Raw genomic sequence first — 26,798 nt, 5'->3', positions numbered from 1 at the left:
ACCATGAACCCACCCCTCGCTGCCGCCTGGCAGGCACTCGACGCCCACGCGCAAGCGCTGCGTGGACAAAGCCTGCGCGACCTGTTCGCCGCCGATGCAACGCGTTTTTCGCGCCATTCGCTGCACGTCGGCGAGTTGCTTTTCGATTACTCGAAACAGTGGGTCACCGACGAAACGCTGGTACTGCTCGACAATCTGGCGCAGGCCGCCGACGTTGCCGGCTGGCGCGAGCGCATGTTCGCTGGCGAGAAGATCAATGAAAGCGAAGGCCGCGCCGTGCTGCACGTCGCGCTACGCCAGCGTGGCGACGCGCCGGTGCTGGTCGACGGCGTCGACGTCATCCCGGAAGTGCGCGCGACGCGCGCGCGCATGCGCAAGTTCTGCGAAGCGGTACGCAGCGGCCAGTGGCGCGGCTACAGCGGCGAGCCGATCCGCACCGTCGTCAATCTCGGCATCGGCGGCTCCGACCTCGGCCCGCGCATGGTCACTGCCGCGCTCAACGCCATCGGCCACCCGACGCTCGCCATCCACTACGTCGCCAACCTCGACGCCGCCGACATCGCACCGACGCTCGAAGCGCTCGATCCGCGCACGACGCTGTTCATCGTTGCCAGCAAGACCTTCACCACCATCGAGACGCTGACCAACGCCGCCACCGCGCGCGAATGGCTGCTGGCCAACGCCGACGCCACCGGCGACAACCCCAAGCTGCGCCAGCTGGCGCTGGCGCGGCAGTTTGTCGCGGTAAGCGCCAGCCCGCAGACGGCGATCGACTTCGGCGTCAATCCGGAGATGATCTTCGGTTTTGCCGACTGGGTCGGCGGCCGCTTCTCGCTGTGGTCGGCGGTCGGCCTGCCGCTGGCGCTGGCCATCGGCATGGACGCTTTCGAACGCCTGCTCGACGGCGCCGCCGCCATGGACGAACACTTCCGCAGCGCACCGACGCGGCAGAACCTGCCGCTCATGATGGCGCTGCTCGGCGTCTGGAACAGCAGCGTGCGCGGCGCCGGCGCCTACGCGCTGGTCCCCTACAGCCAGTCGCTGCGTCTGCTGCCGGACTACCTGCAGCAGCTGGAAATGGAGAGCAACGGCAAGAGCATCGGCCGCGACGGCGAGCCGCTGGCGCGCCCGGCCGCACCGGTACTATGGGGCAACGCCGGCACCAACGCACAACACGCGTGGTTCCAGCTGCTGCATCAGGGCGGTCGCCTGCTGCCGGTCGACTTCATCGCCATCGCCGAAAGCGACTACCCGCTGCCCGACCATCACGAACGCCTGCTCGCCAACTGCTTCGCGCAGTCGGAAGCGCTCGCCTTCGGCAACCCGGACGCCGAACCGGCCTACCGCCGCTGCCCGGGCAACCAGCCGTCGTCGACCTTCGTCCTGCCACGGCTCGACCCCTACCATCTCGGCCTGCTGCTCGCCGCCTACGAGCACAAGACGCTGGCGCAGGGCGTCATCTGGGGAATCAACCCTTTCGACCAGTGGGGTGTCGAACTCGGCAAGAAGCTCGCGCAGCGTCTGCTGCCGGCGATCGAAGGCGGCGCGCTGCCGGCCGGCAGCGACTCATCGACCGGCGGCCTGATCGCGCATTGCCGCGCCGTGCGCGCGCGGCATCTGTGAGCCAGAACGCGGCGGCAGGCGCCGCCGACAAGGTCTTGCCGCAGGTCACAGCGAAGCCACGAGCGGAGCCGCAAACCGGGGAGCAGGTGCTGACGCTGATCGCCGTCGTCGCGAAAAACGGCGCCATCGGCCGTGACAACGGCCTGCTCTGGCATCTGCCGGAAGATCTGCGCCACTTCCGCGCGACGACGCGCGGGCGCACTGTGATCATGGGCAGGCGTACCTGGGAATCGCTGCCGCCGGCTTTCCGCCCCTTGCCCGGCCGGCACAACGTCGTACTCACGCGCGACCAAGGCTTTGCCGCCGAAGGCGCCAGCGTCGTCCATTCGCTGCCCGACGCGCTGGCGATTGCCGGCGCTGGTGAGATATTTGTCATCGGCGGCGCCGAACTCTACCGGCAGGCGCTGCCGCTGGCACAGCGGCTGGTGCTCACCGAGGTGGCGGCCGACGCCGATGGCGATGCCTTCTTCCCGCCAGTCGCCGCCGACGAATGGCAGGAAATCGGACGAGAGGAAAGCAGCCGCGGCGAGCCGGCTTTCGACTTCGTCAGCTACCAGCGCATCGCCGAGGCACGCTGAGCCGCTGAGCGCGGCAAAGCGTTCCGCGCGGCTCGCGGCGCGACGAAGCCGCAGGGAAAACTGCGTTTTGCGGGTTGCCCTGCGGACTTAAGAAGCTGCGAGAAGGGTATCGCGGACACAGCGCATGACGGGGGTGGGGCCGGGGCGCCTCATGGCTGCACAAATCGTTGCCCCGGCCCCACCCCCGTCATGTCGAGCCAAGTCGGTGCATCCGGCAAAAGGCAGAAGACGGACGGCAGAAGAAGCGGTAACAGTACGCGGCCAAGTCCGGCAAGGCGGGCCGGGCGGCGGGTGCGACGATTTGTGCAGCCATGAGGAGCGCCCGGCGCCCGGCCCGCCGTACGCGGTACGCCACGCGCAGTACGCCGACCAGCACACGTCGCCCGCGACACATCACACCGCGAATGCGGGAGAAGGGCTCAGTACGCCGACCGCGCCCGCTCAGCCCGCTGCCGACAGCCTCAGCGTACGCAGTCCACGAAATACTGCGCCTTGCCGTCGACAACTTCCTTGACCAGACCGTGGATGTCGGTCTCGAAGCCGGGGAATTTCTCGTTGAACTCGCGCGCGAACTTGAGGTAGCGGACGATCGTGCCGTTGAAGCGCTCGCCCGGAATGAGCAGCGGGATTCCCGGCGGGTACGGCGTCAGCAGGATGCTGGTGATGCGCCCTTCGAGTTCGTCGATCGGCGTGCGGTCGACCTCGCGGTGCGCCATGCGCGCGAAGGCGTCGGCCGGCTTCATCGCCGGCTCCATGTTCGAGAGGTACATCTCGGTGGTCAGCCGGGCGATGTCGTTGGCGCGGTAGATGCCGTGGATCTGGTCGCACAGGTCGCGCAAGCCGATGCGCTCGTAGCGCGGGTGCTTGGCAACGAACTCGGGCAGCACCTTCCACAGCGGATGGTTGCGGTCGTAATCGTCCTTGAACTGCTGCAGTTCGGTGACCATCGTGTTCCAGCGGCCCTTGGTGATGCCGATGGTGAACATGATGAAGAACGAGTACAGGCCGGTCTTTTCGACGATGACGCCGTGCTCGGCGAGGTACTTGGTGACGATCGCCGCCGGAATGCCGAAATCGTCGGCAAAATCGCCGTCAACGTCGAGCCCCGGCGTGATGATCGTCGCCTTGATCGGGTCGAGCATGTTGAAGCCCGGCGCCAGATTGCCGAAACCGTGCCAGCGCTCGTTGGCCTTGAGCACCCAGTCCTCGCGGTCGCTGACGCCCTCTTCGGACAGGTCGTCCGGGCCCCACACCTTGAACCACCAGTCGGTGCCCCACTCCTCGTCGACCTTGCGCATGGCGCGACGGAAGTCGAGCGCCTCGCGGATCGATTCCTCGACCAGCGCCGGCCCGCCCGGCTCTTCCATCATCGCCGCGGCGACGTCGCACGAGGCAATGATCGCGTACTGCGGGCTGGTCGAGGTGTGCATCAGGAAGGATTCGTTGAAGCAGTCGCGGTCGAGCTGCCGTGTCTGCGACTCCTGCACGAGGATCTGCGACGCCTGCGAAAGGCCGGCGAGCAGCTTGTGCGTTGACTGCGTCGAGAACAGCATCGAATGACGGCAGGGCGCGCGGTCCTTGCCGATGGCGTGCATGCCGCGATAGAAATCGTGGAAGGTGGCGTGCGGCAGCCAGGCTTCGTCGAAGTGCAGCGAATCGATGCGCCCGTCGAGCAGCTCCTTGATTTCCTCGACGTTGTAGAGGATGCCGTCGTAGGTGCTCTGCGTGATGGTCAGCACGCGCGGCTTGGCCTTGACGTCGCGCGCGAAGGGGTTGGCGGCGATCTTCTTCTCGATGTTTTCCCAGCGGAACTCTTCCTTCGGGATCGGACCGATGATGCCGAAGTTGTTGCGCGTCGGCATCAGGAAGACCGGAATCGCGCCGGTCATGATGATCGCGTGCAGGATCGACTTGTGGCAGTTGCGGTCGACGACAACCACATCGCCCGGCGCGACGGTCGAGTGCCAGACGATCTTGTTCGAGGTCGAGGTGCCGTTGGTGACGAAGAACAGGTGATCGGCGTTGAAGATGCGCGCCGCATTGCGTTCGGAAGCGGCAACCGGCCCGGTGTGGTCGAGCAGCTGGCCGAGTTCGTCGACGGCGTTGCAGACGTCGGCGCGCAGCATGTTCTCGCCGAAGAACTGGTGGAACATCTGGCCAACCGGACTCTTCAGGAAAGCGACGCCGCCCGAGTGTCCGGGACAGTGCCACGAATACGAACCGTCGGCAGCGTAGTGCGTCAGCGCGCGGAAGAACGGCGGCGGCAGCGCTTCGAGGTAGGACTTCGCCTCGCGCACGACGTTGCGCGCGATGAACTCGGGCGTGTCCTCGAACATGTGGATGAAGCCGTGCAGCTCGCGCAGCACGTCGTTCGGGATATGGCGCGAAGTGCGCGTCTCGCCGTGCAGGAAAATCGGGATGTCGGCGTTGCGGAAGCGGATTTCCTTCACGAACGCGCGCAGTTCCTCGATCGTGTCGTCGGCGCGGTCGGAGATGAATTCCTCGTCGTCGATCGACAGGATGAACACCGAAGCGCGGCTCTGCTGCTGCGCGAAGGAGGTCAGGTCGCCGTAGCTGGTGACGCCGAGCACCTCCAGGCCTTCTTCCTCGATCGCCTTGGCCAGCGCGCGAATGCCGAGTCCGCTGGTGTTCTCCGAACGGAAGTCTTCATCGATGATGATGACGGGAAAGTGAAAGCGCATTGGTGTACCTACCCCCCTGCCCCCTTCCCGAGGAAGGGGGTGATGACTGTTCGTCCGCGAGTTGCGCGGACTCGATGTATTACGCTGCCCGCCTTGGGACGGCCCTGCGGAAAGCGGCGATGCGCGACGGCGTTCGTGTCCGTCAGATCTTCGGCAGGGTGACGCCGACCTGGCCCTGGTACTTGCCGCCGCGGTCCTTGTAAGAGGTTTCGCAGACCTCGTCGGACTCGAAGAACAGTACCTGTGCGCAGCCCTCGCCAGCGTAAATCTTCGCCGGCAGCGGCGTCGTATTGGAGAACTCGAGCGTCACGTAGCCTTCCCACTCGGGTTCGAAGGGCGTCACGTTCACGATGATGCCGCAGCGCGCATAGGTGCTCTTGCCGAGGCAGATGGTCAATACCTGACGCGGAATGCGGAAGTACTCGACGGTACGCGCCAGCGCGAACGAATTCGGCGGAATGACGCAGTAGCCCTTGCCCGAGACTTCGACGAAGGATTGCGGATCGAAGTGCTTCGGATCGACGATGGTCGAATTGATGTTGGTGAATACGCGGAATTCGTCGGCACAGCGGATATCGTAGCCGTAGCTCGAAGTGCCGTAGGAAACGATCTTCTCGCCATTCACCTCGCGCACCATGGTCGGCTCGAAAGGCTCGATCATGCCGTGCTGCTCGGCCATGCGGCGGATCCATCGGTCGTTCTTGATTGCCATCGCTCGTCACCCGTCGGCGGAAAAGGCGCACATTCTACGATGTCTGCGTGCCGATTGTGCGAGCTTGAAGACCGCACGCCGACGCGACCGGCAGGCGGGCGCCGCCGGGCGTGGCAGCCGTGCAACGGAGGTGCGCGCAAGCCAGGCGCGGCGGGGAAATTCCCGACCGCGCCCGGCGTCCTCAGGTGTTCTGCACGACGATGTTGGGGAAGCGCGAACTCATGTCCTTGGCGCGTTCGCCGACCTTCACCGCGACGCGGCGCGCGATCTCGCAGTAGATCGCCGCGGCCTTCGAATCCGGCGCACCAACCACCGTCGGCCGGCCGGCGTCGGCCAGTTCGCGGATCGAGCGGTCGAGCGGCAGCGAACCGAGCAGTTCGACGTCGAAATCGGCGGCCATGCGTCCGCCGCCGCCTTCGCCGAAGATGTGCTCGGCGTGACCGCAGTTGGAGCAGATATGGATGCTCATGTTTTCGACCAGACCGAGGATCGGGATGCCGACCTTCTCGAACATCTTCAGTCCCTTGCGCGCATCGAGCAGCGCGATATCCTGCGGCGTGGTGACGATCACTGCGCCGGTGACCGGGAATTTCTGCGCCAGCGTCAGCTGGATGTCGCCGGTGCCCGGCGGCATGTCGACCACCAGATAGTCGAGCTCGTGCCAGCGCGTCTGCCGCAGCAACTGGTCGAGCGCCTGCGTCACCATCGGCCCGCGCCAGACCATCGGCGCATCCGGCTCGATCAGGAAACCGATCGACATCACCTGCACGCCAAAGGCTTCCAGCGGTTCCATCGACTGGCCGTCGACACTCTCTGGCTGGCTGCCGGCGAGACCGAGCATCTGCGGCAGCGACGGGCCGTAGATGTCGGCGTCGAGCAGGCCGACACGCGCCCCCTCGCTGGCCAGTGCCAGCGCCAGATTGACGGCAGTGGCGCTCTTGCCGACGCCGCCCTTGCCCGAAGCGACGGCGACGATGTTCTTGACGCCCGGCAGCGGCTTCAGCCCATGCTGAACGGTATGGGCGATGATCTTCGTGCTGACGCCGATCTCGACATCGCTGACGCCGGCAATGGCGGCGATGCGCTCGCGTACTGCCGCGCGGATCGCGCCGTGACGCGACTGCGCCGGGAACGGCAACTCGATGTCGAGCGCGACGCTAGCGCCGTCGATGCGCAGGTTTTTCGCGGCCTTGGCGGCGACGTAGTCCTTCTGCAAATCGGGGTCGATCAGTCCGGCAAGCGCCGCGAGCACGACGTCTGCGGTAATGGCTGGATTGCCTGTCATGAATTGCCGCTCCTCTCGGGTTATTCGGAAGAATAATACCCGAGAATTTTACTCCAGTTCTTCCGGCGACGATTCCTGGCGAGCCCTGAAAAAGCTGACGAACTCCTCGGGCGGCAGCGGCCGGGCGAAGTAATAGCCTTGCGCCGCATCGCACTGGCAAGTGCACAGCAGGCTGGCCGTCACCGAATCCTCGACGCCCTCGGCCAGCGTGCGCAGGCCGAGGCTGCGTCCCATCTGCGCGATGGCGCGGACGATGGCGGCGTCTTCCGGGTCGCTGCGCAGGTCACGCACGAAGGAACGGTCGATCTTCAACTGGTCGACGGCAAAGCGTTTCAGGTAGGCGAGGCTCGAATAGCCGGTGCCGAAGTCGTCGATCGACAGCTTGACGCCAAGCTGCTTGAGCGCGCGCAGCACCGCGAGCACGTTTTCGTTGTCGGCGATCAGCAGCGACTCGGTCAGTTCGAGCTCAAGGCAACTGGCCGGCAAGCCCGATTCGGTCAGCGCGATGATCACCGTCTGCAGCAGATCGCCGCGGCGGAACTGCACCGCCGACAGGTTGACCGCCATCATCAGCGGCGGCAGTCCCGCCTGTTGCCAGAGCATTGCCTGCCGGCAGGCTTCGCGCAGCACCCAGTCGCCGATCGGCACGATCAGCCCGCTTTCCTCGGCAACCGGGATGAAGCGGGCCGGCGGAATCAGCGCGCCATCGTCGGCGCGCCAGCGCAGCAGCGCCTCGACGCCACTGACGGCGCCGCTCGTCAGATCGATCTGCGGCTGGTAGTGCAGCACGAAACCGCCGCGATCGAGCGCCCGACGCAGACCGTTGCGCAGTTGCAGATGATCGAGCGCGTCGGAGTTCATCGTCTCGTCGAAGAAACGGCAGGCACCACGTCCGCTTTCCTTGACGCGGCGCATCGCCGCCTCAGCCTTGGTCAGCAGCGTATGGAAGTTGCGGCCATCGTCGGGGTAGACGGCAACGCCGATCGAGAGCGAGGCCACCAGTTCGTTGCCGGCGATCAGCATCGGCTGCGCCGTGCGTTCGAGGATCTTTTCGGCGAAGCGCGAAATGGCGTCGTTGTCGCCGATGTCGGTGAGGATCGCCAGAAAGACGTCGCCGCCCTGACGGCAGACGGTATCCGTATCGCGCACGCAGTCGCACAGCGTGCGTGCAACACCGCGCAGGATCGCATCGGCGACCTCGTGGCCGAGCGAATCGTTGATCGTCTTGAAATGGTCGAGATCGAGCAGCAGCAAAGCCACCTTGCGCTGCGTACGCTCGGCGTGCGCCATCGCCTGGCGCAGGCGGTCGTCGGCGAGCAGGCGATTGGGCAGCTCGGTGAGTGTGTCGTAGTGCGAAAGGAATTCGATTTTCTGCTCGGCGGTCTTGCGTTCCGAGAGGTCGGTGAAGATGCCGACATAGTGCGTGACGACGCCATCGCCATCGCTGACCGCCGACACCGACAGCCACTCGGGATAGATTTCGCCGCTCTTGCGCCGATTCCACAGTTCGCCCTGCCAGCGCCCGCTTTCGAGCAGGCGCTGCCAGAAGTCGCGATAGAAAACATCGTCCTGCACGCCCGACTGCAGCATGCTGGGACGCTGACCGATGCACTCCTCGGGCGAGTAGCCGGTGAGCTCGCAAAACGCCCGGTTCACCGTCTGGATGCGGCCGGCGGCGTCGGTGACGACGATGCCCTCGACGCTGTTGTCGAACACCCGTGCCGCCAGCCGCAGCTGTTCGATGGCCTGACGGCGGTCGGTGATGTCGCGCGCGAAGCCGACCGAACCGATCACCTCTCCGTCGAGCGTCACCGGCGATTTGTAGGTCTCGATCCACTGCCGCCCGCCGTCGCGCTCGATCGGCTCCTCGATATTCTTGACGACACCTTTTGTCAGCACCGCCTCATCGTCGGCGCGGTAACGCTCGGCGAGTTCGCGCGGCCAGACGTCGAAATCGTTCTTGCCGACCATTTCCTCGGGAGAAAGCCCGGCAGCGCGGGCGAAAGGCACATTGACGGCAAGAAAGCGACCGTCACGATCCTTCAACCAGACGAGGAAAGGGAAATTGTCGAGCACGGCGGCGAGGTAGAGGCCACGCTGGCGCAACTCGTCCTCGAAACGCTGGCGCTCGCCGATCAGCGTATTGAAACTTGCCAGCAGCTGGCCGATCTCGTCCTTGCGTTCGATCGGCAAGGGCGCCAGCGGCATTTCGCCTTCGGTCATGCGGCGCATGGCCGTACGCGCCGCGAACAACGGAATGAGCTGCCGGCTGACAACGAGCCCGATGACGAGAATGATCAGGATCGTCATCAGGATGGTCGCCGGCCAGATGTACGCGATCTGGTTGCGGATCGGCGCGAAGGCCTCGTCGGTGGGCTGCCCGGCGACGACGAACCAGTCGACGTTCTTCAGGTTGCGGCTGGCGCTCAGACAATTCCCGCCGTGCGGCCCGGGCCCGACACCGGTCTCCTCGCGACGCTCGCGCAGGCGCCGGTCGAACAGTTCGTTGCTGCCGGCCTTCGGCAGCGGCTGCAGCAGATGTTCGCTGTCGGTCGCCGCAACGATCAGTTCGGCGTCGCGGGAAACGACGACGAAATGCCCGCCGCGGCCCGGACGCAGCGCGTCGAAACTGCCGAACATCGTATTCGCCGTGATCGGCAATATGCCGACCAGCGCGCCGGCCGGCCGGCCATCGGCACCGGGGAAAGGAACGGCAAAGGGCAGCACCGGCTGCTGCGTTACCGGATCGATCAGCGGCCGGCCAATCAGCGGTTCGCCGGCGGCCATGACGGCACGGAAGTAGTCGCGATCGGCGAGCGAGACGCCGACGCTGCCCGGCAGGTGCGGGAAAGCCGCGATCGAGATGCCGTCGTGATCGACGACGACGACGCTGGCCGGAAAGAGCTGCGGCAGCGCCGCCTGGAATTCAAGCTGACGCTGGACGGCAGCGGGGTTGCCGATGATCGCCGGCGGAATCGACGCCGCGACGCGCTTCAGCGTTTCCAGATGCAGAGCAAGATTGCTGTCGAGATCGGCGGCAGCGAAGGACGCACTGCCTTCGAGGCGCTCGGCCGCCAGCTTCTCGAAATCGCGCTGCAGCGGCGAGATCAGCAGCAGCGCCAGCACCTCCAGCCCGGCGATGACCACCGCCGCCGCTGCCAGCAGGATGCGGCTTTGCAGGGAGAGCGGTCGGCGAACTTTCACCCGGCCCCCCTCAGCCGCGCCAGCCGACGCGGCCACCGGCAGCGGCCGGAACAGAGGCAATTCGCCGTGCGCAGGAAATCAGCCGGCTGTGTGCACATCGAGACTGCTCCCTATTGCCGGACGATCCCGGCACAGAATCCGTGCACGTCGTATAACGAATGTAATAGTGCGAAATGAGTTCACCGGCGCGATCATAGGTAGCCGGTGGCACGCGGTCAACAAAAGCGAAGACGCTTGAAGAAAAGCCCGCAAGCCCATAGTGACAAAGAAGAAAACGCTCACATACGACGTGCATGAGCGGCGCATGCCCGGGCGATGGCGCGGCGGCGTCGCGCCCGCCAGTTTGTTAGAATGACCCCTTCGCGACGCTTGCGGCAGCGACGCCTCACCGCCCATCCTGCCGCAATTGTCATTGCACCTGCCAAGGCATCTGCCCACGCACCTGCCACGCATCTGTCAACACTCCAGCCCGGCCGCCCCATGACCCGCCAGATTCTCGTCACCTCCGCCCTGCCCTACGCCAACGGCGCCATCCACCTGGGCCACCTCGTCGAATACATCCAGACCGACGTCTGGGTACGCTTCCAGAAGATGCGCGGACACGAATGCTGGTACGTCTGTGCCGACGACACGCACGGCACGCCGGTGATGCTGCGCGCCGAGAAGGAAGGCATCGCGCCGGAAGCATTGGTCGAACGCGTACGCGGCGAGCATATGCGCGACTTCGCCGGCTTCCACGTCGGCTTCGACAATTACCACACGACGCACTCGGCCGAGACGCGCGCCTTCGCCGGCGAGATCTACGCGCGGCTGAAGGCCAACAGCCTGATCGCCGCGCGCACCATCGAGCAGTTCTTCGACCCGGTGAAGTCGATCTTCCTGCCCGACCGCTTCATCAAGGGCGAATGCCCGAAGTGCGACGCCAAGGACCAGTACGGCGACAACTGCGAAGCCTGCGGCGCCGCCTACACGCCGAACGAGCTGAAAAACCCGTACTCGGCGATCTCCGGCGCGACGCCCGAACTGCGCGAATCCGAACACTACTTCTTCCGCCTCTCCGACCCGCGCTGCCAGGACTTCCTGCGCCAGTGGACGCAGAACGAGGCGCGCCTGCAGCCGGAAGCCGCCAACAAGCTGCGCGAATGGCTCGGCGAACCCGGCGACAACCGCCTCACCGACTGGGACATCTCGCGCGACGCGCCGTACTTCGGCTTCGAGATTCCCGACGCGCCGGGCAAGTACTTCTACGTCTGGCTCGACGCGCCGATCGGCTACATGGGCTCGTTCAGGAACCTCTGCAACAAGCGCGGCATCGACTTCGACGCCTTCTGGAAGCCCGATTCAACCGCCGAGCTCTACCACTTCATCGGCAAGGACATCCTCTACTTCCACGCGCTGTTCTGGCCGGCGGAACTGAAGCACGCAGGTTTCCGCACGCCGACCTCGGTGTTCGCGCACGGCTTCCTCACCGTCGATGGGTCCAAGATGTCGAAGTCGCGCGGCACCTTCATCACCGCCGAAAGTTATATCGCGCAGAAGCTCGACCCGGAATGGCTGCGCTATTACTACGCCGCCAAGCTGTCGGCCTCGCTCGAAGACATCGACCTCAACCTCGACGACTTCGTCGCGCGCGTCAATTCCGATCTGGTCGGCAAGTTCGTGAACATCGCCAGCCGCTCGGCCGGCTTCATCGCCAAGCGCTTCGGCGGCCGCCTCGCGCCTTGTGACGAAACGCTCGCCGCGTGGCGCGCGCTCGCCGAACGCGCGCCGGCCATCGCCGAGCTTTACGAAGCCCGCGAATTCGGCAAGGCGCTGCGCGAGATCATGGCGCTCACCGACGCCGCCAACCAGTACGTCGACAGCGTCAAGCCCTGGGAACTCGCCAAACAGCCCGAGCGCGAAGGCGAGTTGCACGCCGCCTGCAGCAACGCGGTGAACCTCTTCCGCCAGCTCACCATCCTGTTGAAGCCCGTGCTGCCGGCACTCGCCGCCAAGGTCGAGGACTTCCTCAATGTCGCGCCCTTCGCCTGGAGCGACGTCGGCCAGCCGCTCGCCGCCGGCCATGAAATCAAGCCCTACCAGCACCTGATGACGCGCGTCGACAAGAAGCAGATCGACGCGCTCGTCGCCGCCAACCGCGAAACGCTGGCGCCCGCCAGCGACGCGCCTGCCGCCAAACCCGAAAAGAAAGCCACCGTGACCGCACCTGCATCTGCCACCACCGCCGCGCCTGCCACCACTCCCGCCAGCGAAGCCCCGGCCGCCACGCCGACCATCGCCATCGACGACTTCATGAAGGTCGACCTGCGCATCGCGCGCATCGCCGACGCCGGCCCGGTCGAAGGCGCCGACAAGCTGGTCCGTCTGTCGCTCGACCTCGGCCCGCTCGGCACGCGTCAGGTCTTCGCCGGCATCAAGTCGGCCTACGACCCGGCGCAACTGGTCGGCCGGCTGACGGTGATGGTCGCCAACCTGGCGCCGCGCAAGATGCGCTTCGGCCTCTCCGAAGGCATGGTGCTGGCCGCGTCCGACCCGGACGGCAACACGCCGGGCATCTTCCTGCTCGCGCCCGACGATGGTGCGCAGCCGGGCATGCGCGTCAAGTAAGCGACGGGGGATGACAATGAATCCCCCGCACCGCAGCTAGGCGAGCGGCGCCCGCCCGATGTCGCCGCTCGCGCTGATCCTGCTCTGCCTCGCCAGCTGGCTGGCGATCGGGCTGATCGGCGCCTTCTTCTCGCGGCAATTCGTCCTCGTCGCGCGCATCCTCTTCCCGCTCGGCGCGCTGGTCGGCATCAGCGTCGCGCTCGCCGCGCTGTCGGCCATCTTCACCGGCAACGAGACGGCCATGCTGCCGCTCGGCCTGCCCGGACTGCCTTTCCACCTGCGCCTAGACGCGCTCTCGGCTTTCTTCCTCTTCCTGCTCGGCGCCGTCGCCGCCGGCATCTCGATCTACGCCGCCGGCTACTTCCGCCGCGGCCAGGGCAGCACGCCGGGCCTGCAGTGCCTGCTCTACCACCTATTCCTCGCCAGCATGGGCGGCGTGCTGCTCGCCGACGACGCCTATTTCTTCATGGTGGCGTGGGAGTCGATGGCACTCTCCTCGTACTTCCTCGTCACCTCGGATCACCGCATCGCCGAGATCCGCCGCGCCGGCTTTCTCTACCTGATCGTCGCCCACGTCGGCGCCATCGGCATCCTGCTTTCCTTCGGTGCGATGACCGGCGGCACCGGCGATTACACCTTCGACGGCATCCGCACCAACGCGCCCGAGGGCTGGCTGGCGTCGGCGGCCCTCCTGCTCGCGCTCGGCGGTTTCGGCGCCAAGGCCGGCCTGCTGCCGCTGCACGTCTGGCTGCCCGAGGCGCACCCGGCGGCGCCATCGCCGGTGTCGGCGATGATGAGCGGCGTCATGCTCAAGACCGCGATCTACGGCCTGCTGCGCGTCACCTTCGACCTGCTGCCCGAACAGCAATGGTGGTGGGGCGCGCTGCTGCTCGGGCTGGGGCTGGCGACGGCGCTGTTCGGCGTCGTCTTCTCGACGGTGCAGAGCGACATGAAGCGCCTGCTCGCCTACTCGTCGATCGAGAACATCGGGCTGATCTTCGCCGGCATCGGCCTGTCGCTGGTGTTCGCGGCCAACTCGATGCCGCTGCTCGCCGCGCTGGCGCTCACTGCGGCGCTCTACCACTGCCTCAACCACGCCTTCTTCAAGAGCCTGCTCTTCCTCGCCACCGGCTCGGTGTTGCACGCCACCGGCCAGCGCAATCTCGGCCGGCTCGGCGGGCTGATCCACCGCATGCCATGGGTGGCGTGGCTGGCGCTGCTCGGCGTCGTCGCCTCGGCCGGGCTGCCGCCGCTCAACGGCTTCGTCTCCGAATGGCTGCTGCTGCAGAGCTTCCTGTTCACGCCGCAACTGCCGCACGGCTACCTGAACATGCTGCTGCCGGTCGCCGCCGGCGCCATCGCACTGATCGCCGCGCTGGCCGGCTTTGCCATGGTCAAGTTCTTCGGCGTCGTCTTTCTCGGCCAGCCGCGCGAAGAGCATCTGGCCAAGGCGCACGACGCCGGGCGCATGGAACGCCTCGGCCTGATCTGGCTGGCAACCGGCTGCGTGCTGCTCGGCGTGCTGCCCAACTTCGTCATCGCCGCGCTCGACCCGGTGACGCAGCTGCTCGTCGGCGCCGGTTTCGCGCAGGTGTCGGCGAGCGGCAACTGGCTGCTGCTGGCGCCGATCAGCGAGGAGCGCGCGAGCTACAGCGGCGCCATCTTCCTCGGCGGCCTGCTCGCCTTCACGCTGGCACTGTTCCTCGTCGTGCGCACCGTCTTCCACGGCCGGCTGCGCCGCGCCGACGCCTGGGATTGCGGCTTTCCGCTCCTGAGCGGACGCACGCAGGACACCGCCGAGGGTTTCGGCCAGCCGATCCGCCAGGTGTTCGCGCCCTTCTTCCGCATCACGCGCGAGCATCCGTCGCCGTTCGACAAGGAGCCGCATTACCGCATCGTCGTCGAAGACCCGCTGTGGCACTGGCTCTACCTGCCGCTCGCCTGGCTGGTCGATCTCGGCACGCGCGTCGTCGGCAAGCTGCAGCAGGGGCGCATCGCCATCTACCTGCTCTACAGCTTCGTCACCCTGCTCGCCCTGCTGGTGTTCACCACGCGATGACTATCTACGCCTTCGCCACCCAACTGCTGACGCAGCTGCTCGAGCTGGTGATCGCGCTGGCGCTGGCGCCGCTGCTCAGCGGCTGGGTCGCCGTCTGCCGCGCGCGCCTGCAGAAGCGCTGCCCGCCGCCGCCGCTGCTGCCCTACCACACGCTGCTCAAGCTCTTCCGCAAGGATGTGCTGCTGGCGCACAACGCCTCGTCGCTGTTCCGCGTGGCGCCGTACATCATCTTTTCGTGCATGGCGCTGGCCTCGGCGATCGTGCCGACGCTGTCGACCGAACTCCTGTTCGCGCCGGCCGCCGACGCGATCGCGCTGGTCGGCCTGTTTGCGCTGGCGCGCGTTTTCATCGCGCTCGCCGGCATGGACGTCGGCACCGCTTTCGGCTCGCTCGGCGCGCGCCGCGAAATGCTGATCGGCTTTCTTGCCGAACCGGCGCTGCTGATGGTCTTCTTCACCGCCTCGATCATCTCGGGTTCGACCTCGCTGGCAACGATCGTCGGCACGCTGGCGCACCACGAGTTCGTCATCTACCCGAGCCTGGCCTTCGCCGGCGTTGCCTTCACCATGGTCTCGCTGGCCGAAAACGGCCGCGTGCCGGTCGACAACCCGAGCACGCACCTCGAACTGACGATGATCCACGAGGCGATGATCCTCGAATACTCGGGCCGCCATCTGGCGCTGATCGAGTGGGCGGCGAGCCTCAAGCTCTTCGCCTACTCGTGCCTCGGCATCGCGCTGTTCTTCCCCTTCGGCGTCGCCGAATCGACCGGCCCGGGCGCGCTCGCCGTGGCCGGCGTTTTCCTCGTCGGCAAGCTCGCTTTCGGCGGCTTCGTGCTGGCGCTGATCGAAACGCTCAACGCCAAGATGCGCGTCTTCCGCACGCCGGAATTCCTCGGCACCGCCTTCCTGCTGGCGGTGCTGGCGATCCTCGTGCATCTGCTGCTGGAGGGCGGACGATGAACCTCCCCGCCTGGCTGCCGGCGCTGCACGACCTGCCGGGTTTGCCGCTCGCCGGCCAGCTGATCAACCTGTGCGCGGCGATCATGCTGCTGCTCGCCTTCGCCATGCTGGCGCAGCGGCGCATCGTCACGCTGATCAATCTCTTCGCGCTGCAGGGCGCGGTGCTGTGCCTGTCGACGGCGATCGTCGCCCTGTCCACCGGCCAGTCGCACCTGTGGGGATCGGCGCTGCTGACGCTGCTGTTGAAAGTGATCCTGCTGCCGTGGATCCTGCACCGGCTGGTGCACAAGCTATCGGTGAAGTGGGACGTCGAGACGCTGTTCAACATCCCGACGACGATGCTGGTCGGTATTGGCCTCGTGATCATCGCCTTCAACGTGGCGCAGCCGATCTCGGAGTTTGCCGGCACGATCACGCGCTCGACCATCGGCATCGCACTGGCCTGCGTGATGCTCGCCTTCTTGATGATGATCACGCGCAGCAAGGCGGTGCCGCAGGTGGTCGGCTTCATGTCGATGGAAAACGGCCTGTTCTTCGCCGCCACCAGCGCCACCTACGGCATGCCGATGGTGATCGAACTCGGCGTCGCGCTCGACGTGCTGGTCGGCATGGTCATCTTTGGCGTGTTCTTCTTCCAGATCCGCGAGAAATTCGACAGCCTCGACATCCGCCACCTCGAAGAAAAGACGAAGCAGGAATGAACGCGAGCCCCGACGCCATCGAAACGCTGGCCCGCCAGGTCGGCGCCGCGCCGCCACTGGATGCGCAGCTGGGGGCGCAGCTGAGTTCGCAGTTGGGTACATTCCCGGCGGCCGACCCGGCCGCGCTGTGGCTGCTCGCCGCCGTGCTGCTGCCGCCCTTCGTTGGCGGCGCGCTGCTCGGCCTGATCGGCCACCGCCGCTACGCCGCCGAAATCAACATCGCCGCCAGCCTGGCGACGCTGCTCGGCGCCGGCGCGCTGACGCTGCACGTGATCAACACCGGGCCGGCGAGCTTCTTCGGCGAGCAGTTCTTCGTCGATCCGCTCAACGTCTTCCTGATCGCCTTGACGGCCTTCGTGGGGTTCACCACCTCGCTCTTCTCGCGCCCCTACCTGCGCGCCGAAGTGGCGCGCGGCAAGCTCGACGGCGGCCGCATGCGGCTCTACCACAGCATGTTCCAGCTGTTCATGGGCGCCATGCTCACCGCGCTATCGACCAACAACCTCGGCATCCTGTGGGTGTCGATGGAGGCGGCGACGCTCGCCACCGTGCTGCTGGTGGCGCTGTACCGCACGCCGGCCAGCCTGGAAGCGGCGTGGAAGTACTTCATCCTCTGCGGCGTCGGCATCGCGCAGGCGCTGTTCGGCGTGATCCTGCTCTACTTTGCCGCCGAACGCGTGCTCGGTGCCGAAGGCGGCGCGCTGCTGTGGACGCACCTCAACGCGATCAAGAGCGATCTCGAACCGACCGTTCTTTCGCTCGCCTTCATCTTCCTGCTGGTTGGCTACGGCACCAAATGCGGCTTCGCACCGCTGCACAACTGGCTGCCCGACGCGCACGCCGAAGGGCCGACGCCGGTGTCGGCGGTGCTCTCCGGGCTGCTGCTCAACGTCGCGCTGTACGCCGTGCTGCGCTGCAAGACCTTGGTCGACGGCGCGCTGGAAACGCACTTCGCCGGCAACCTGATGATGGGCTTCGGCCTCTTCTCGGTGGTGGTCGGCGCTTTCAGTCTGGCGCGACAGAAGGACATCAAGCGCCTGTTCGGCTATTCGTCGATCGAGCACATGGGGCTGATCGGCTTCGCCTTCGGCATGGGCGGCCCGGCCGCGTCGTTTGCCGGGCTGCTGCACATGACCGTGCATTCGCTGACCAAGTCGGCGATCTTCTTTGCCGTCGGCCACGCCGTGCAGAAGGTCGGCTCGGCGGCCATCGACGACATCCGCGGCCTGCTGCGCGCCTCGCCGATGATCGGCTGGAGCCTTGCGCTCGGCGCGCTGGCCATCCTCGGCATGCCGCCCTTTGGCGTTTTTGCCAGCGAATTCCTCATTCTCACCACGGCCATCCAGGAGCATCAGTGGGCGGTGCCGATCCTGCTCGTCTCGCTCGGCGTGGCCTTCGCCGCTGGACTCGGCAAGGTGCAGGGAATGGTCTTCGGCGACGCGGTACCGGTGCTGCCCGGCGTGCGCCCGGCGACGCTGCCGGTGCTGCTGCATCTGGCGCTGGCGCTGCTGCTCGGCCTGTGGATACCGCCCGAACTCGCCGACTGGTATCGCGCCGCGGCGCATCTGCTTGGCTGACGGAGAGCAAGGATGACGACGCCGCCGACGAACCGACAACGCTTCCTCGACCAGCCCATCGACTTCGCGCCGCTGCCGGCGCAGGCTTTCCCGGTGTGGCACGCCGAACTCGCCGCCGGCGACGACGCCGCGCTGCTCGACTTCTGCCGCGCCGCACGCACCGCCGGCCGCTGGCTGGTGACGCTGTGGACGAGCGTCGACGGCGGCAGTCACCGCCCCGCCGCGGCGCCACTGCTGCCCGACCCGGCCGACGCCGCCAACACGGCCACGCCGCAAAGCGCCGCGCTGCACGTCGCGCTCGACCTCGCCGAAGGGCTGGTCTGGCTGATGCTGCCGCTGCCGGCGTTGAGCGGCGCCACCTTCCCCGATCTCGCCCCGATCTTCCCCTCGGCAGCGCGCCTGCAGCGCGCCGCGTTTGACCTCACCGGCGTCGGCCCGGCCAGCGGCGACAGCCGCCCCTGGTTGCGCCACGCCAACTGGCCGGCCGACTGGTTTCCGCTGGCACCCGACACGCTCGCCGCGCCGGCGCCGCGCTTTGCCACGCACACCGAGGACTACGCCTTCGTTCGCGTCGAGGGCGAAGGCGTGCATGAAATCCCGGTCGGGCCGATCCACGCCGGCGTGATCGAACCGGGACACTTCCGCTTTTCGGTGGTCGGCGAACTGGTGCTGCGCCTTGAAGAACGCCTCGGCTGGAAGCATCGCGGCATCGCGCAGCGCTTCGCCCGGCTGTCGCTGGCCGGCACCGGCGCCACGGCGGCGGCGAAGCTCGCCGGGCGTATCGCCGGCGACAGCACGGTGGCGTGGGCCTGGGCCTTCTGCCAGGCCGCCGAAGCCATCGCCGCGCAGGTGGCACCGGGCGGCTTTGCCGTGCCGCCGCGCGCGCTGCTGCTGCGCGCCTTGCTGCTCGAACGCGAGCGCGTTGCCGCGCACTTGGCCGACCTGGGCGCGCTCGGCAACGACGCGGCTTTCGGTTTTGGCCTGATGGAGTTCCTGCGCCTGCGCGAAAACTGGCTGCGCACGCAGGCCGACATTTTCGGCCACCGGCTGCTGATGGACGGCGTCGTTCCCGGCGGCGTGGCGCGCGACCTTACCGCCGACGACGCCGCCCGCCTGCGCGCCGAGTGCGCCACGCTGGCCGGCGAACTGCTCAAGCTGCACGCCATCTACGACGACCACGCCGGCCTGCAGGACCGCCTACTCACCACCGGCCGCGTCACGCCGGCGCTGGCCGCACAACTGGGGCTGATCGGCCTGCCCGGCCGCGCCAGCCTGCAGGCGCGCGACCTGCGCTGCCGCGGCGACCACGCGCCGTGGCCGGCGCTGGCGCCGCAGATGGTGGTGCATCCCAATGGCGACGTCGCCGCGCGCGTGCTGCAGCGCTTTGCCGAAATCGACGAATCGCTGCGCCTGATCGGGCGCATCCTCGACCAGCTGGCAAGCACGGAGGGCGACTGCCGCGCACTGTGGCCGGAACATCTGCCCACCGCCGCCAGCGGATTTGGCTGGGTGGAAGGCTGGCGCGGCGACGTGTTCGTGGCGCTCGCCACCGGCGCCGACGGCCACATTCGCCGCTGCCACACGCACGACCCCTCGTGGCACAATTGGCCGGTGCTGGAACACGCGGTGATCGGCAACATCGTTGCGGACTTTCCGCTGATCAACAAATCGTTCAACCTCTCCTACGCCGGAGTGGATTCATGAACCCTTTCTTGCGCGCGCTGCTGCGCCAGCACCCCGCCGCCGACCCGGCGCCGGCGCCCGACACCTCGCTCTGCCAACCGCAGGCGGCGGCAGCGGCCGGCGACAGCAAGGAGAGCAAAGAGCCCGCCGCCTGCACGCCGGCGCAACTCGCCAGCCTTGCCAAGGCGCTGGTCATCCGCCATGTGGATAGCGGCTCGTGCAACGGCTGCGAACTCGAAATCGGCGCGCTCAACGGCCCGCACTACCGGCTGGAAGCGCTCGGCGTGCGCTTTGCCGCCAGCCCGCGCCACGCCGACGCGCTGCTCGTCACCGGGCCGGTCAGCGGCAACATGGACGTCGCGCTGCGCCGCGCGTGGGCCGCCGTGCCGACGCCCAAGCGGCTGATCGCCGTGGGCGACTGCGCCTGCAACGGCGGCATCTTCGGCGAGAACTACGCCTGCCGCGGCGGCGTGAGCGGCGTGCTGCCGGTCGACGTCGCCATCCCCGGCTGCCCGCCGACGCCGGAACGCCTGCACGCGGGCATTCTTGCGGCCGTTGCCCCGGCAACAGGCGAAAAGCACGCAGCGGCCAGCGAAGCGCAGGCCGAGGAAAAACCGTGAGCGAAGACAGCAAGCCCGCCAAAACTGTACTCGAGCTGCGCATCCGCGGCCGCGTGCAGGGCGTCGGCTACCGCCGCTCGCTGCAAATCATGGCGCGCTCGCTCGATCTGGCCGGCTGGGTGCGCAACCGCGCCGACGGCAGCGTTGAGGCGCTGGTAGCGGGCGATGCGGCGGCAGTGGCGGAAATCTGCGAATGGGCGCGGATCGGGCAGCCGCTGACGCGGGTGGATGCGGTAGCGACGGCGCTGCCGGAGGGTGAGGAGGCGAGGGGATGGTCACCGTATCCTTTTGCAGTGTGGGCTACCGCATAACTTATCGAGGCTCCGCTCTCGCGTGAGAAATGCTTTACGTCTCCTTAAAAAAGCAACGCACTGTAATCCTCCTCGCCACGGGCTGCTAAGCGGCTTCCGGCGGTAGCCGCCACCTAAAATTCGAGCGCACGCAAATCAATGTCCATGACATAATCAGCCTCTGACTAAGTGCCATTGGAGGCAACAATGCTGGACGCAAAGATCAAATTTTTTGACATAAAACGGTGTGGCTACTACCGCCGAGGCGAAAGCACGGTATCGCTGAGCAACGTCAACGACACTCTCGAAAAGTTGAATGCATGGGCGACTGACGGGAGGGACTTTGCGAACACCACTTGTTATCAGCCAGACCCTGATAATGATCTTCTGAACACATACTTTTGTGGCTGGAGCCAGAACGCCACCACCAAAGACAGTCTTCTCGTCCTATGGAATCAGGTCCCAAATGACAACGGTGTGATATATGGAATGAATCCTTCTGTACCGCCAGGAGTGACTGCCATGCTTTCCACAGATTTTGGCAGCACTCCGGCCATCCCGGGAGCACCGAGTTACATATGGATAATTCCAAGTAAAAATGTTTTTGCCACTATAAGATTCACCCACTCAGTCCAAGGAAAAATCAATCTTGACCATTATATAAATGGGTTTCTACAAAACAAGTCGCCGTATCGCGTAAAGAATTCCGAAGGAAAAGTTATCGGATTCTCCCGAACGGGCCAACCAACACAAGAATCTGCAAAAATTCACCCAAAATTCGAAGCATACACAAGGAAGCAGGAAGAACTAGAGGCCGAACTAATAACAAATATTAATAAAATCTCGAAGATAATTAAGCGAGAGACACTTATTTACACAGCAGAAAGCGACAGGAAAATTTTTGAGCGTGTTTTTTCTAAACTACTCCCAAATGCGCCCGCTTTCAGCCAACCTCGAACGATAAGTCATGAATTACAGTTTTCGCCGACCGAGTCAGAGCTAAAATCAATCATAAAAAACTTTGGTGAATTAGGACAAGATACGTTCATAAACAACGCAGGATTCGTATACAAGAACGGAAAAACCATAATGCTTAGTGGTACTAACGTAGCCTTTTCACACAGCTTCTCAATTACGCGAGGCGAAAAAGAACTAATTTCGCCGCACATACTGCTTAACGCCGTTACGCAAGATCGTGCCGATCTGCTACGCCCACTGGACCAACCCGCTTTTGTAGTCGAGGAAGCTGCGTAGCATGATCAAGTACTTGGCACTCATGATAATTACGAGCATCGTCACCTACCTCCTTAGGGACAGCCTTTCTCTACTAAAGTACGAAGCCTATAAAGACACATTAGGCGCACTCCTTAATGTTTCATCAATCATATTCGCCATCATTGGAGCTTGGATAGCCATCATCTACCCAAGAGCTATCGGGAGAGCATTCGCAAGTTCAAACATTAAGGATAATGAGATTAAAGAAGCGGAAGGAGACGCCAACTATCTTAGCGAGCTTGTTGAAATTGTGATGGTTTCAGCCTTTGTCTTAATGACAGTCCTTACTATACAGTTCAGCGTTCCGATAACGAAAGGAATTTTAGGACCAACAGCACTCAAGCACGGGAAATATGCCATATTTTTTACTGTGGCAACTCTTACCTTTATTCAACTCCACGCCGTTTTCCGAGTAATATTAGCGAACTACTTCTTTCTAAATCAACTTCGAAACAAAAATGCCTCCGGGAAAATTGATGTTTTAAATAAATAACTCACAGAAAAAGTTCACTAAAACCCAGAATAACGACTACAAAAACCAAGCAAAAGCGATCGCACAGAACACTGCCGCCCATAAAAGAACTAACAGCCTCATTAACAAATCTTCATAAATACACAAAAATAAGACCGACATCGACTTTCGGAATAATCATGGACCGAGACTACGAACCACCTCCACAGCTCTCGCCGAAAGCTATCGCATACGACATTATAGCTTCGGTCACCCTGGTTCTTGGAATCGCACTAATCGAGCTATTAATAACAAATTCCGGAAACATTCCTGGCACCGTAATAACCACAATTTATATATCAGAACTGTCGCTTTCATTATTTTCACTAGGCTACTTACTTAAGGCACTAGCGTACGCTTGGGACCAACTCTCAACACTCATTGAAAAAATTGCCGATTCGAAAACTTTGCCGCGCGTGCAGAGAATTTTCATCCGCACAAACAAAATACTTAGCAATGTACTAAAAATAGCAATCAAGCTAGCCTTGCTGGGCGGCGCCATTGCAATTTTTTGGATGCTTTTAATCTACATTTTTCCCACGCTCCACCCCCGAATCCGGAGCTCTGTTTTTTCCGACCCATGGATCTACGACCCGCCCCAAAACCATATTTTTAGTTGGCGCTACATCCGGTTTTCCGCCATCTGCGCCGGCTTAACGATTTTTTCTTATTTTTCTACGCTATGGTTTTTGAGGCGCCATTCGGCCACAAAATAAAATAACCTCATTGTTTTTTCGAACGCATGTACCGCTAGAAAGCGAAAATACACTAACTAAAAAACGGCCCGCATTCCTGCGGGCCGTCCCTTGCTTCTCCTGGCGGCTAACTGCCGCCGCTAGTCAGACCTCACCCCAACTCCACCAGCAAGTCCTTCGCCTCGATGCGGCTGCCGGAGGCGACGTGAACGCGCACTACCGTTGCGTCGCGTTCGGCGGTGATCATCGTTTCCATCTTCATCGCTTCGATCGACAGTAGCGGGCTGCCCTTGCTCACGGTCTGGCCGGCCTTGACCAGCACGGTGCCGACCATTCCCGGCATCGGCGCGGCGACGTGGTTCGGGTTGCCGGGCTCGGCCTTCGGTGCGGTCTGCGACGAGACGACGGCGCCCTTCTTCGGCACGCGCACGGTGCGCGGCTGGCCGTTGAGCTCGAAGAACAGCTTGACCATGCCGTCCTCGTCGGGCTCGGTGCGGCCGATCAGGCGCACGATCAGCGCCTTGCCGGGGTCGATTTCGATGGTGACTTCCTCGCGCGCGCTCATGCCGTAGAAGAACAGCGGCGTCGGCACCAGCGAGACGTCGCCGAAATGGCGCTGGTGTTCGGCAAAGTCGGCAAAGACCTTGGGATACATCAGGTAGGAGGCGAGGTCGTTGTCGTTGATGTGCCGGTCGACGCGCTTTTCGGCCTGCGCGCGCGCGGCTTCGAGATCCACCGGCGGAATGTCGGCGCCGGCGCGGCCGGGCAGCGGCTTGCGGTCCTTGAGCACTTTCGCCTGCAGCGCCGGCGGGAAGCCGTCGGCGGGGTAGCCCATCTCGCCGCGGAAGAGCGAGATCACCGATTCGGGGAAGGCAATTTCCTTCGCCGGGTCGGCCACTTCGGCCGGCGTCAGCTCGTTGGCGACCATGAACAGCGCCATGTCGCCGACCACCTTGGACGACGGCGTCACCTTGACGATGTCGCCGAACAGCTGGTTCACGTCGGCGTAGCCCTGCGATACCTCATCCCAGCGGTGTTCGAGGCCCATCGCACGCGCCTGCTCGCGCAGGTTGGTGTATTGGCCGCCGGGCATTTCGTGGCGGTAGACGTCCGAGGTGCCCGAGCGGATGTCGGCCTCGAAAGGCGCGTAGTAGCGGCGCACGCCTTCCCAGTAGCGGGCGAAGGGTTGCAGCTTCTGCGCGGTGAAGCCGGGGCTGCGCGGATCGCCTTCGAGCGCCGCCACCAGCGCGCCGAGGCTCGGCTGCGAGGTCAGCCCGCTCATCGAATCCATGGCACCATCGACTGCGTCGACGCCGGCCTCGACCATCGCCAGCACGCTGGCGATCGAGCCGCCCGAGGTGTCGTGCGTGTGGAAGTGGATCGGCAGGCCGACCTCTTCCTTCAGCGCTTTCACCAGCGCGCGCGCCGCGCGCGGCCGGCAGACGCCGGCCATGTCCTTGATGCCGAGGATGTGCGCACCGGCCTTTTCCAGCTGCTTGGCCATGTCCACGTAGTATTTGAGGTTGTACTTCGGCCGGCTGCTGTCGAAGATGTCGCCGGTGTAGCAGATCGCCGCTTCGCACAGGGCGCCCGATTCCTGCACCGCGTCCATGGCGACGCGCATGTTGTCGACCCAGTTGAGCGAATCAAAGACGCGGAAGACATCGATGCCCTCCTTGGCCGCCTGCTGCACGAACTGGCGAACGACGTTGTCGGCGTAGTTGGTGTAGCCGACGGCGTTGGAGGCGCGCAGCAGCATCTGGAAGAGGATGTTCGGCGCCGCCTGGCGCAGCTTGTGCAGCCGCTCCCACGGGTCTTCCTTCAAGAAGCGCATGGCCACGTCAAAGGTGGCGCCGCCCCAGCATTCGAGCGAAAACAGTTCCGGCAACTGGCGCGCGTAGTGCGGCGCAATCGCCAGCATGTCGGCGGTGCGCATGCGCGTGGCGAACAGCGACTGGTGCGCGTCGCGCATGGTGGTGTCGGTGATGAGGATGCGTTCCTCGTTGCGCATCCACTCGGCGAAGCCGCGGGCGCCGAGTTCCTTGAGGCGGTCGCGGCTGCCGGGCGGCGGCGCGATGGCGAGGTCGGTGGCCGGCAGCAGCGGCGCCGACAGCGGCAGCTTCGGCAGCGTGCGGCCCTTCATTTCGTCGTTGCCGTTGACGATTACGTCGCCGACAAAGCGCAGCAGGCGCGTGGCGCGGTCGCGCCGCTTGGGGAAGTGGAACAGCTCGGGCGTGGTGTCGATGAAGCGCGTCGAACACTCGCCGGAGATGAAGGCCGGATGGTTGATCAGGTTTTCGAGGAAGTGCAGGTTGGTCGCCAGCCCGCGCACGCGGAACTCGCGCAGCGCGCGGTCCATGCGGTGAATGGCTTCGCCGCTGCTCGGCGCCCACGCCGTCACCTTGACCAGCAGCGAGTCGTAATAGGGCGTGATCACCGCGCCGGCGTAGGCGGTGCCGGCGTCGAGGCGGATGCCGAAGCCGGCAGCGCTGCGGTAGGTGGCGATCTTGCCGTAGTCCGGCGTGAAGTTGTTTTCCGGGTCTTCGGTGGTGACGCGGCATTGCAGCGCGTAACCGTTCAGATGAATGTCGGCCTGCGCCGGCACGCCGCTTTCGGGCGTGCCGATCCTGGCGCCTTCGGTGATGTGAATCTGCGCCTTGACGATGTCGATGCCGGTCACCTGCTCGGTAACGGTGTGCTCGACCTGGATGCGCGGGTTCACCTCGATGAAGTAGAACTTGCCGGTGTCGCCGTCCATGAGGAATTCGACGGTGCCGGCGTGCGTGTAATTGACGGCGCGCGCGAGCTTCAGCGCGGCGCTGCACAGCGCTTCGCGGCCGGCGGCGTCGAGGTAGGGCGCCGGCGCGCGTTCGACGACCTTCTGGTTGCGCCGCTGCACCGAACAGTCGCGCTCGAAGAGGTGCACGGCCTGATGGTGGCGGTCGCCAAGGATCTGCACTTCGACGTGGCGCGCGTTGCGCACCAGCTTTTCCAGATAGACCTCGTCGTTGCCGAAGGCGGCGCCGGCTTCGCGGCGGGCAACGTCGAGCAGCGCGGCGAGGTCGGCTTCGGATTCGATCACGCGCATGCCGCGGCCACCGCCGCCCCAGCTGGCCTTGAGCATCAGCGGGTAGCCGATCTCGGCGGCGAGTTTCGCGGCTTCGGCAAAGTCAGCCGGCAGCGGGCCGGTCGCCGGCATTACCGGCACGCCGGCGGCCACCGCCGCGTTGCGCGCCGCCACCTTGTTGCCGAGCGTGCGCATCACTTCCGGCGTCGGGCCAATGAAGGCGATGCCGTTCCTGGCGCAGGCTTCGGCGAAATCCGGGTTTTCCGACAGCAGACCGTAGCCGGGGTGGATGGCATCGACCTTCGCCTGTTTGGCGATGCGGATGATGTCGTCGATGTCGAGGTAGGCCGAAATCGGTTTCTTGCCGGCGCCGACCAGATAGCTTTCGTCCGCCTTGAAGCGGTGCAAGGCAAAGCGGTCTTCGTTCGAATAGATGCCGACGGTGCGGATGCCAAGCTCGGTGGCCGCGCGCATGACGCGGATGGCGATCTCCGAACGGTTGGCGATCAGGATCTTGCGGATTTTCATGACGGTGACTCCCCCCGGATTCAAGTGCGGCCTTCTGTGGGCCATTGCTGCACGGCGCCGCGCGGGCGGCGCCGTAAAAAACGCGATAGTGCCAGCAAACGAGGCGATCCGGTGCCGAA

At 64.9% G+C, this 26,798-nt stretch carries 18 protein-coding genes; 13 read left to right on the top strand and 5 right to left on the bottom strand.

From position 1 onward, the window contains the following. Positions 1 to 3: 3 nt before the first annotated feature. On the top strand, positions 4 to 1,623 hold the full coding sequence (gene pgi, locus GGD90_RS08655; RefSeq protein ID WP_153116139.1) for a glucose-6-phosphate isomerase: 1,620 nt from the start codon (positions 4 to 6) through the stop codon (positions 1,621 to 1,623). Beyond that, positions 1,620 to 2,201 (top strand): dihydrofolate reductase, encoded by a 582-nt coding sequence (locus tag GGD90_RS08650; RefSeq protein WP_322741710.1) that lies wholly within the window; start codon positions 1,620 to 1,622, stop codon positions 2,199 to 2,201. Before pgi ends, GGD90_RS08650 begins: the two co-directional genes overlap by 4 nt. Positions 2,202 to 2,662: 461 nt before the next feature. On the opposite strand, the gene GGD90_RS08645 is transcribed toward GGD90_RS08650, so the two are convergent. The 4 genes from GGD90_RS08645 to GGD90_RS08630 form a co-directional block, all read right to left on the bottom strand. Continuing rightward, entirely contained in the window at positions 2,663 to 4,903 is a 2,241-nt protein-coding gene (locus GGD90_RS08645; protein WP_153116138.1) for an arginine/lysine/ornithine decarboxylase, read from the bottom strand. 142 nt (positions 4,904 to 5,045) lie between these two features. Next, positions 5,046 to 5,615 carry a dCTP deaminase gene (dcd, locus tag GGD90_RS08640; protein WP_153116137.1) on the bottom strand — a complete coding sequence of 190 codons (570 nt, stop codon included), beginning with the start codon at positions 5,613 to 5,615 and terminating at the stop codon, positions 5,046 to 5,048. A gap of 181 nt (positions 5,616 to 5,796) precedes the next feature. Beyond that, a complete protein-coding gene (gene apbC / locus GGD90_RS08635; RefSeq protein WP_153116136.1) occupies positions 5,797 to 6,900 on the bottom strand; it encodes an iron-sulfur cluster carrier protein ApbC in 1,104 nt (367 codons plus the stop codon). A 48-nt stretch (positions 6,901 to 6,948) separates the two neighbouring features. After that, a complete protein-coding gene (locus GGD90_RS08630; protein WP_153116135.1) occupies positions 6,949 to 10,104 on the bottom strand; it encodes an EAL domain-containing protein in 3,156 nt (1,051 codons plus the stop codon). A 480-nt stretch (positions 10,105 to 10,584) separates the two neighbouring features. Between GGD90_RS08630 and metG the strand changes: the two genes are divergently transcribed. The 11 genes from metG (at position 10,585) to GGD90_RS08575 (ending at position 23,105) form a co-directional block, all read left to right on the top strand. Continuing rightward, the gene (gene metG, locus GGD90_RS08625) at positions 10,585 to 12,711 is read left to right on the top strand and encodes a methionine--tRNA ligase (protein ID WP_153116134.1); all 2,127 of its coding nucleotides are present in this window, start codon (positions 10,585 to 10,587) and stop codon (positions 12,709 to 12,711) included. A gap of 58 nt (positions 12,712 to 12,769) precedes the next feature. Further along, a complete protein-coding gene (hyfB, locus tag GGD90_RS08620; RefSeq protein ID WP_153116133.1) occupies positions 12,770 to 14,770 on the top strand; it encodes a hydrogenase 4 subunit B in 2,001 nt (666 codons plus the stop codon). Further along, complete coding sequence (locus GGD90_RS08615) at positions 14,767 to 15,732, top strand: respiratory chain complex I subunit 1 family protein (protein WP_153116132.1); 966 nt, start codon at positions 14,767 to 14,769, stop codon at positions 15,730 to 15,732. The genes hyfB and GGD90_RS08615 overlap by 4 nt, the downstream gene beginning before the upstream one ends. Then, a complete protein-coding gene (locus GGD90_RS08610; protein WP_153116131.1) occupies positions 15,729 to 16,433 on the top strand; it encodes a formate hydrogenlyase in 705 nt (234 codons plus the stop codon). Before GGD90_RS08615 ends, GGD90_RS08610 begins: the two co-directional genes overlap by 4 nt. Then, positions 16,430 to 18,010: a hydrogenase 4 subunit F gene (locus GGD90_RS08605; protein WP_153116130.1), complete on the top strand. Its 1,581-nt coding sequence runs from the start codon at positions 16,430 to 16,432 to the stop codon at positions 18,008 to 18,010. Before GGD90_RS08610 ends, GGD90_RS08605 begins: the two co-directional genes overlap by 4 nt. Positions 18,011 to 18,022: 12 nt before the next feature. After that, positions 18,023 to 19,714, top strand: coding sequence for a hydrogenase large subunit (locus GGD90_RS08600; protein ID WP_153116129.1), 1,692 nt, complete (start codon positions 18,023 to 18,025; stop codon positions 19,712 to 19,714). Continuing rightward, positions 19,711 to 20,313 carry an NADH-quinone oxidoreductase subunit B family protein gene (locus GGD90_RS08595; protein WP_153116128.1) on the top strand — a complete coding sequence of 201 codons (603 nt, stop codon included), beginning with the start codon at positions 19,711 to 19,713 and terminating at the stop codon, positions 20,311 to 20,313. Before GGD90_RS08600 ends, GGD90_RS08595 begins: the two co-directional genes overlap by 4 nt. Then, positions 20,310 to 20,624, top strand: a complete 315-nt coding sequence (locus GGD90_RS08590) for an acylphosphatase (protein ID WP_184415038.1) — start codon at positions 20,310 to 20,312, stop codon at positions 20,622 to 20,624. Before GGD90_RS08595 ends, GGD90_RS08590 begins: the two co-directional genes overlap by 4 nt. Before the next feature lie 186 nt (positions 20,625 to 20,810). After that, positions 20,811 to 21,857 carry a hypothetical protein gene (locus GGD90_RS08585; protein ID WP_153116127.1) on the top strand — a complete coding sequence of 349 codons (1,047 nt, stop codon included), beginning with the start codon at positions 20,811 to 20,813 and terminating at the stop codon, positions 21,855 to 21,857. 1 nt (position 21,858) lies between these two features. After that, the gene (locus tag GGD90_RS08580) at positions 21,859 to 22,371 is read left to right on the top strand and encodes a hypothetical protein (protein ID WP_153116126.1); all 513 of its coding nucleotides are present in this window, start codon (positions 21,859 to 21,861) and stop codon (positions 22,369 to 22,371) included. Between the two features lie 158 nt (positions 22,372 to 22,529). Further along, positions 22,530 to 23,105 (top strand): hypothetical protein, encoded by a 576-nt coding sequence (locus tag GGD90_RS08575; RefSeq protein WP_153116125.1) that lies wholly within the window; start codon positions 22,530 to 22,532, stop codon positions 23,103 to 23,105. A 130-nt stretch (positions 23,106 to 23,235) separates the two neighbouring features. On the opposite strand, the gene GGD90_RS08570 is transcribed toward GGD90_RS08575, so the two are convergent. Then, positions 23,236 to 26,679 (bottom strand): pyruvate carboxylase, encoded by a 3,444-nt coding sequence (locus tag GGD90_RS08570; RefSeq protein WP_184415036.1) that lies wholly within the window; start codon positions 26,677 to 26,679, stop codon positions 23,236 to 23,238. Between the last annotated feature and the right edge of the window lie 119 nt (positions 26,680 to 26,798).

Source organism: Rhodocyclus tenuis, from assembly GCF_014197755.1.
GTDB classification, from domain to species: domain Bacteria; phylum Pseudomonadota; class Gammaproteobacteria; order Burkholderiales; family Rhodocyclaceae; genus Rhodocyclus; species Rhodocyclus tenuis.
Note: the sequence above shows the minus strand (reverse complement) of the source record. Positions and strands in the feature narration are given on the sequence as shown.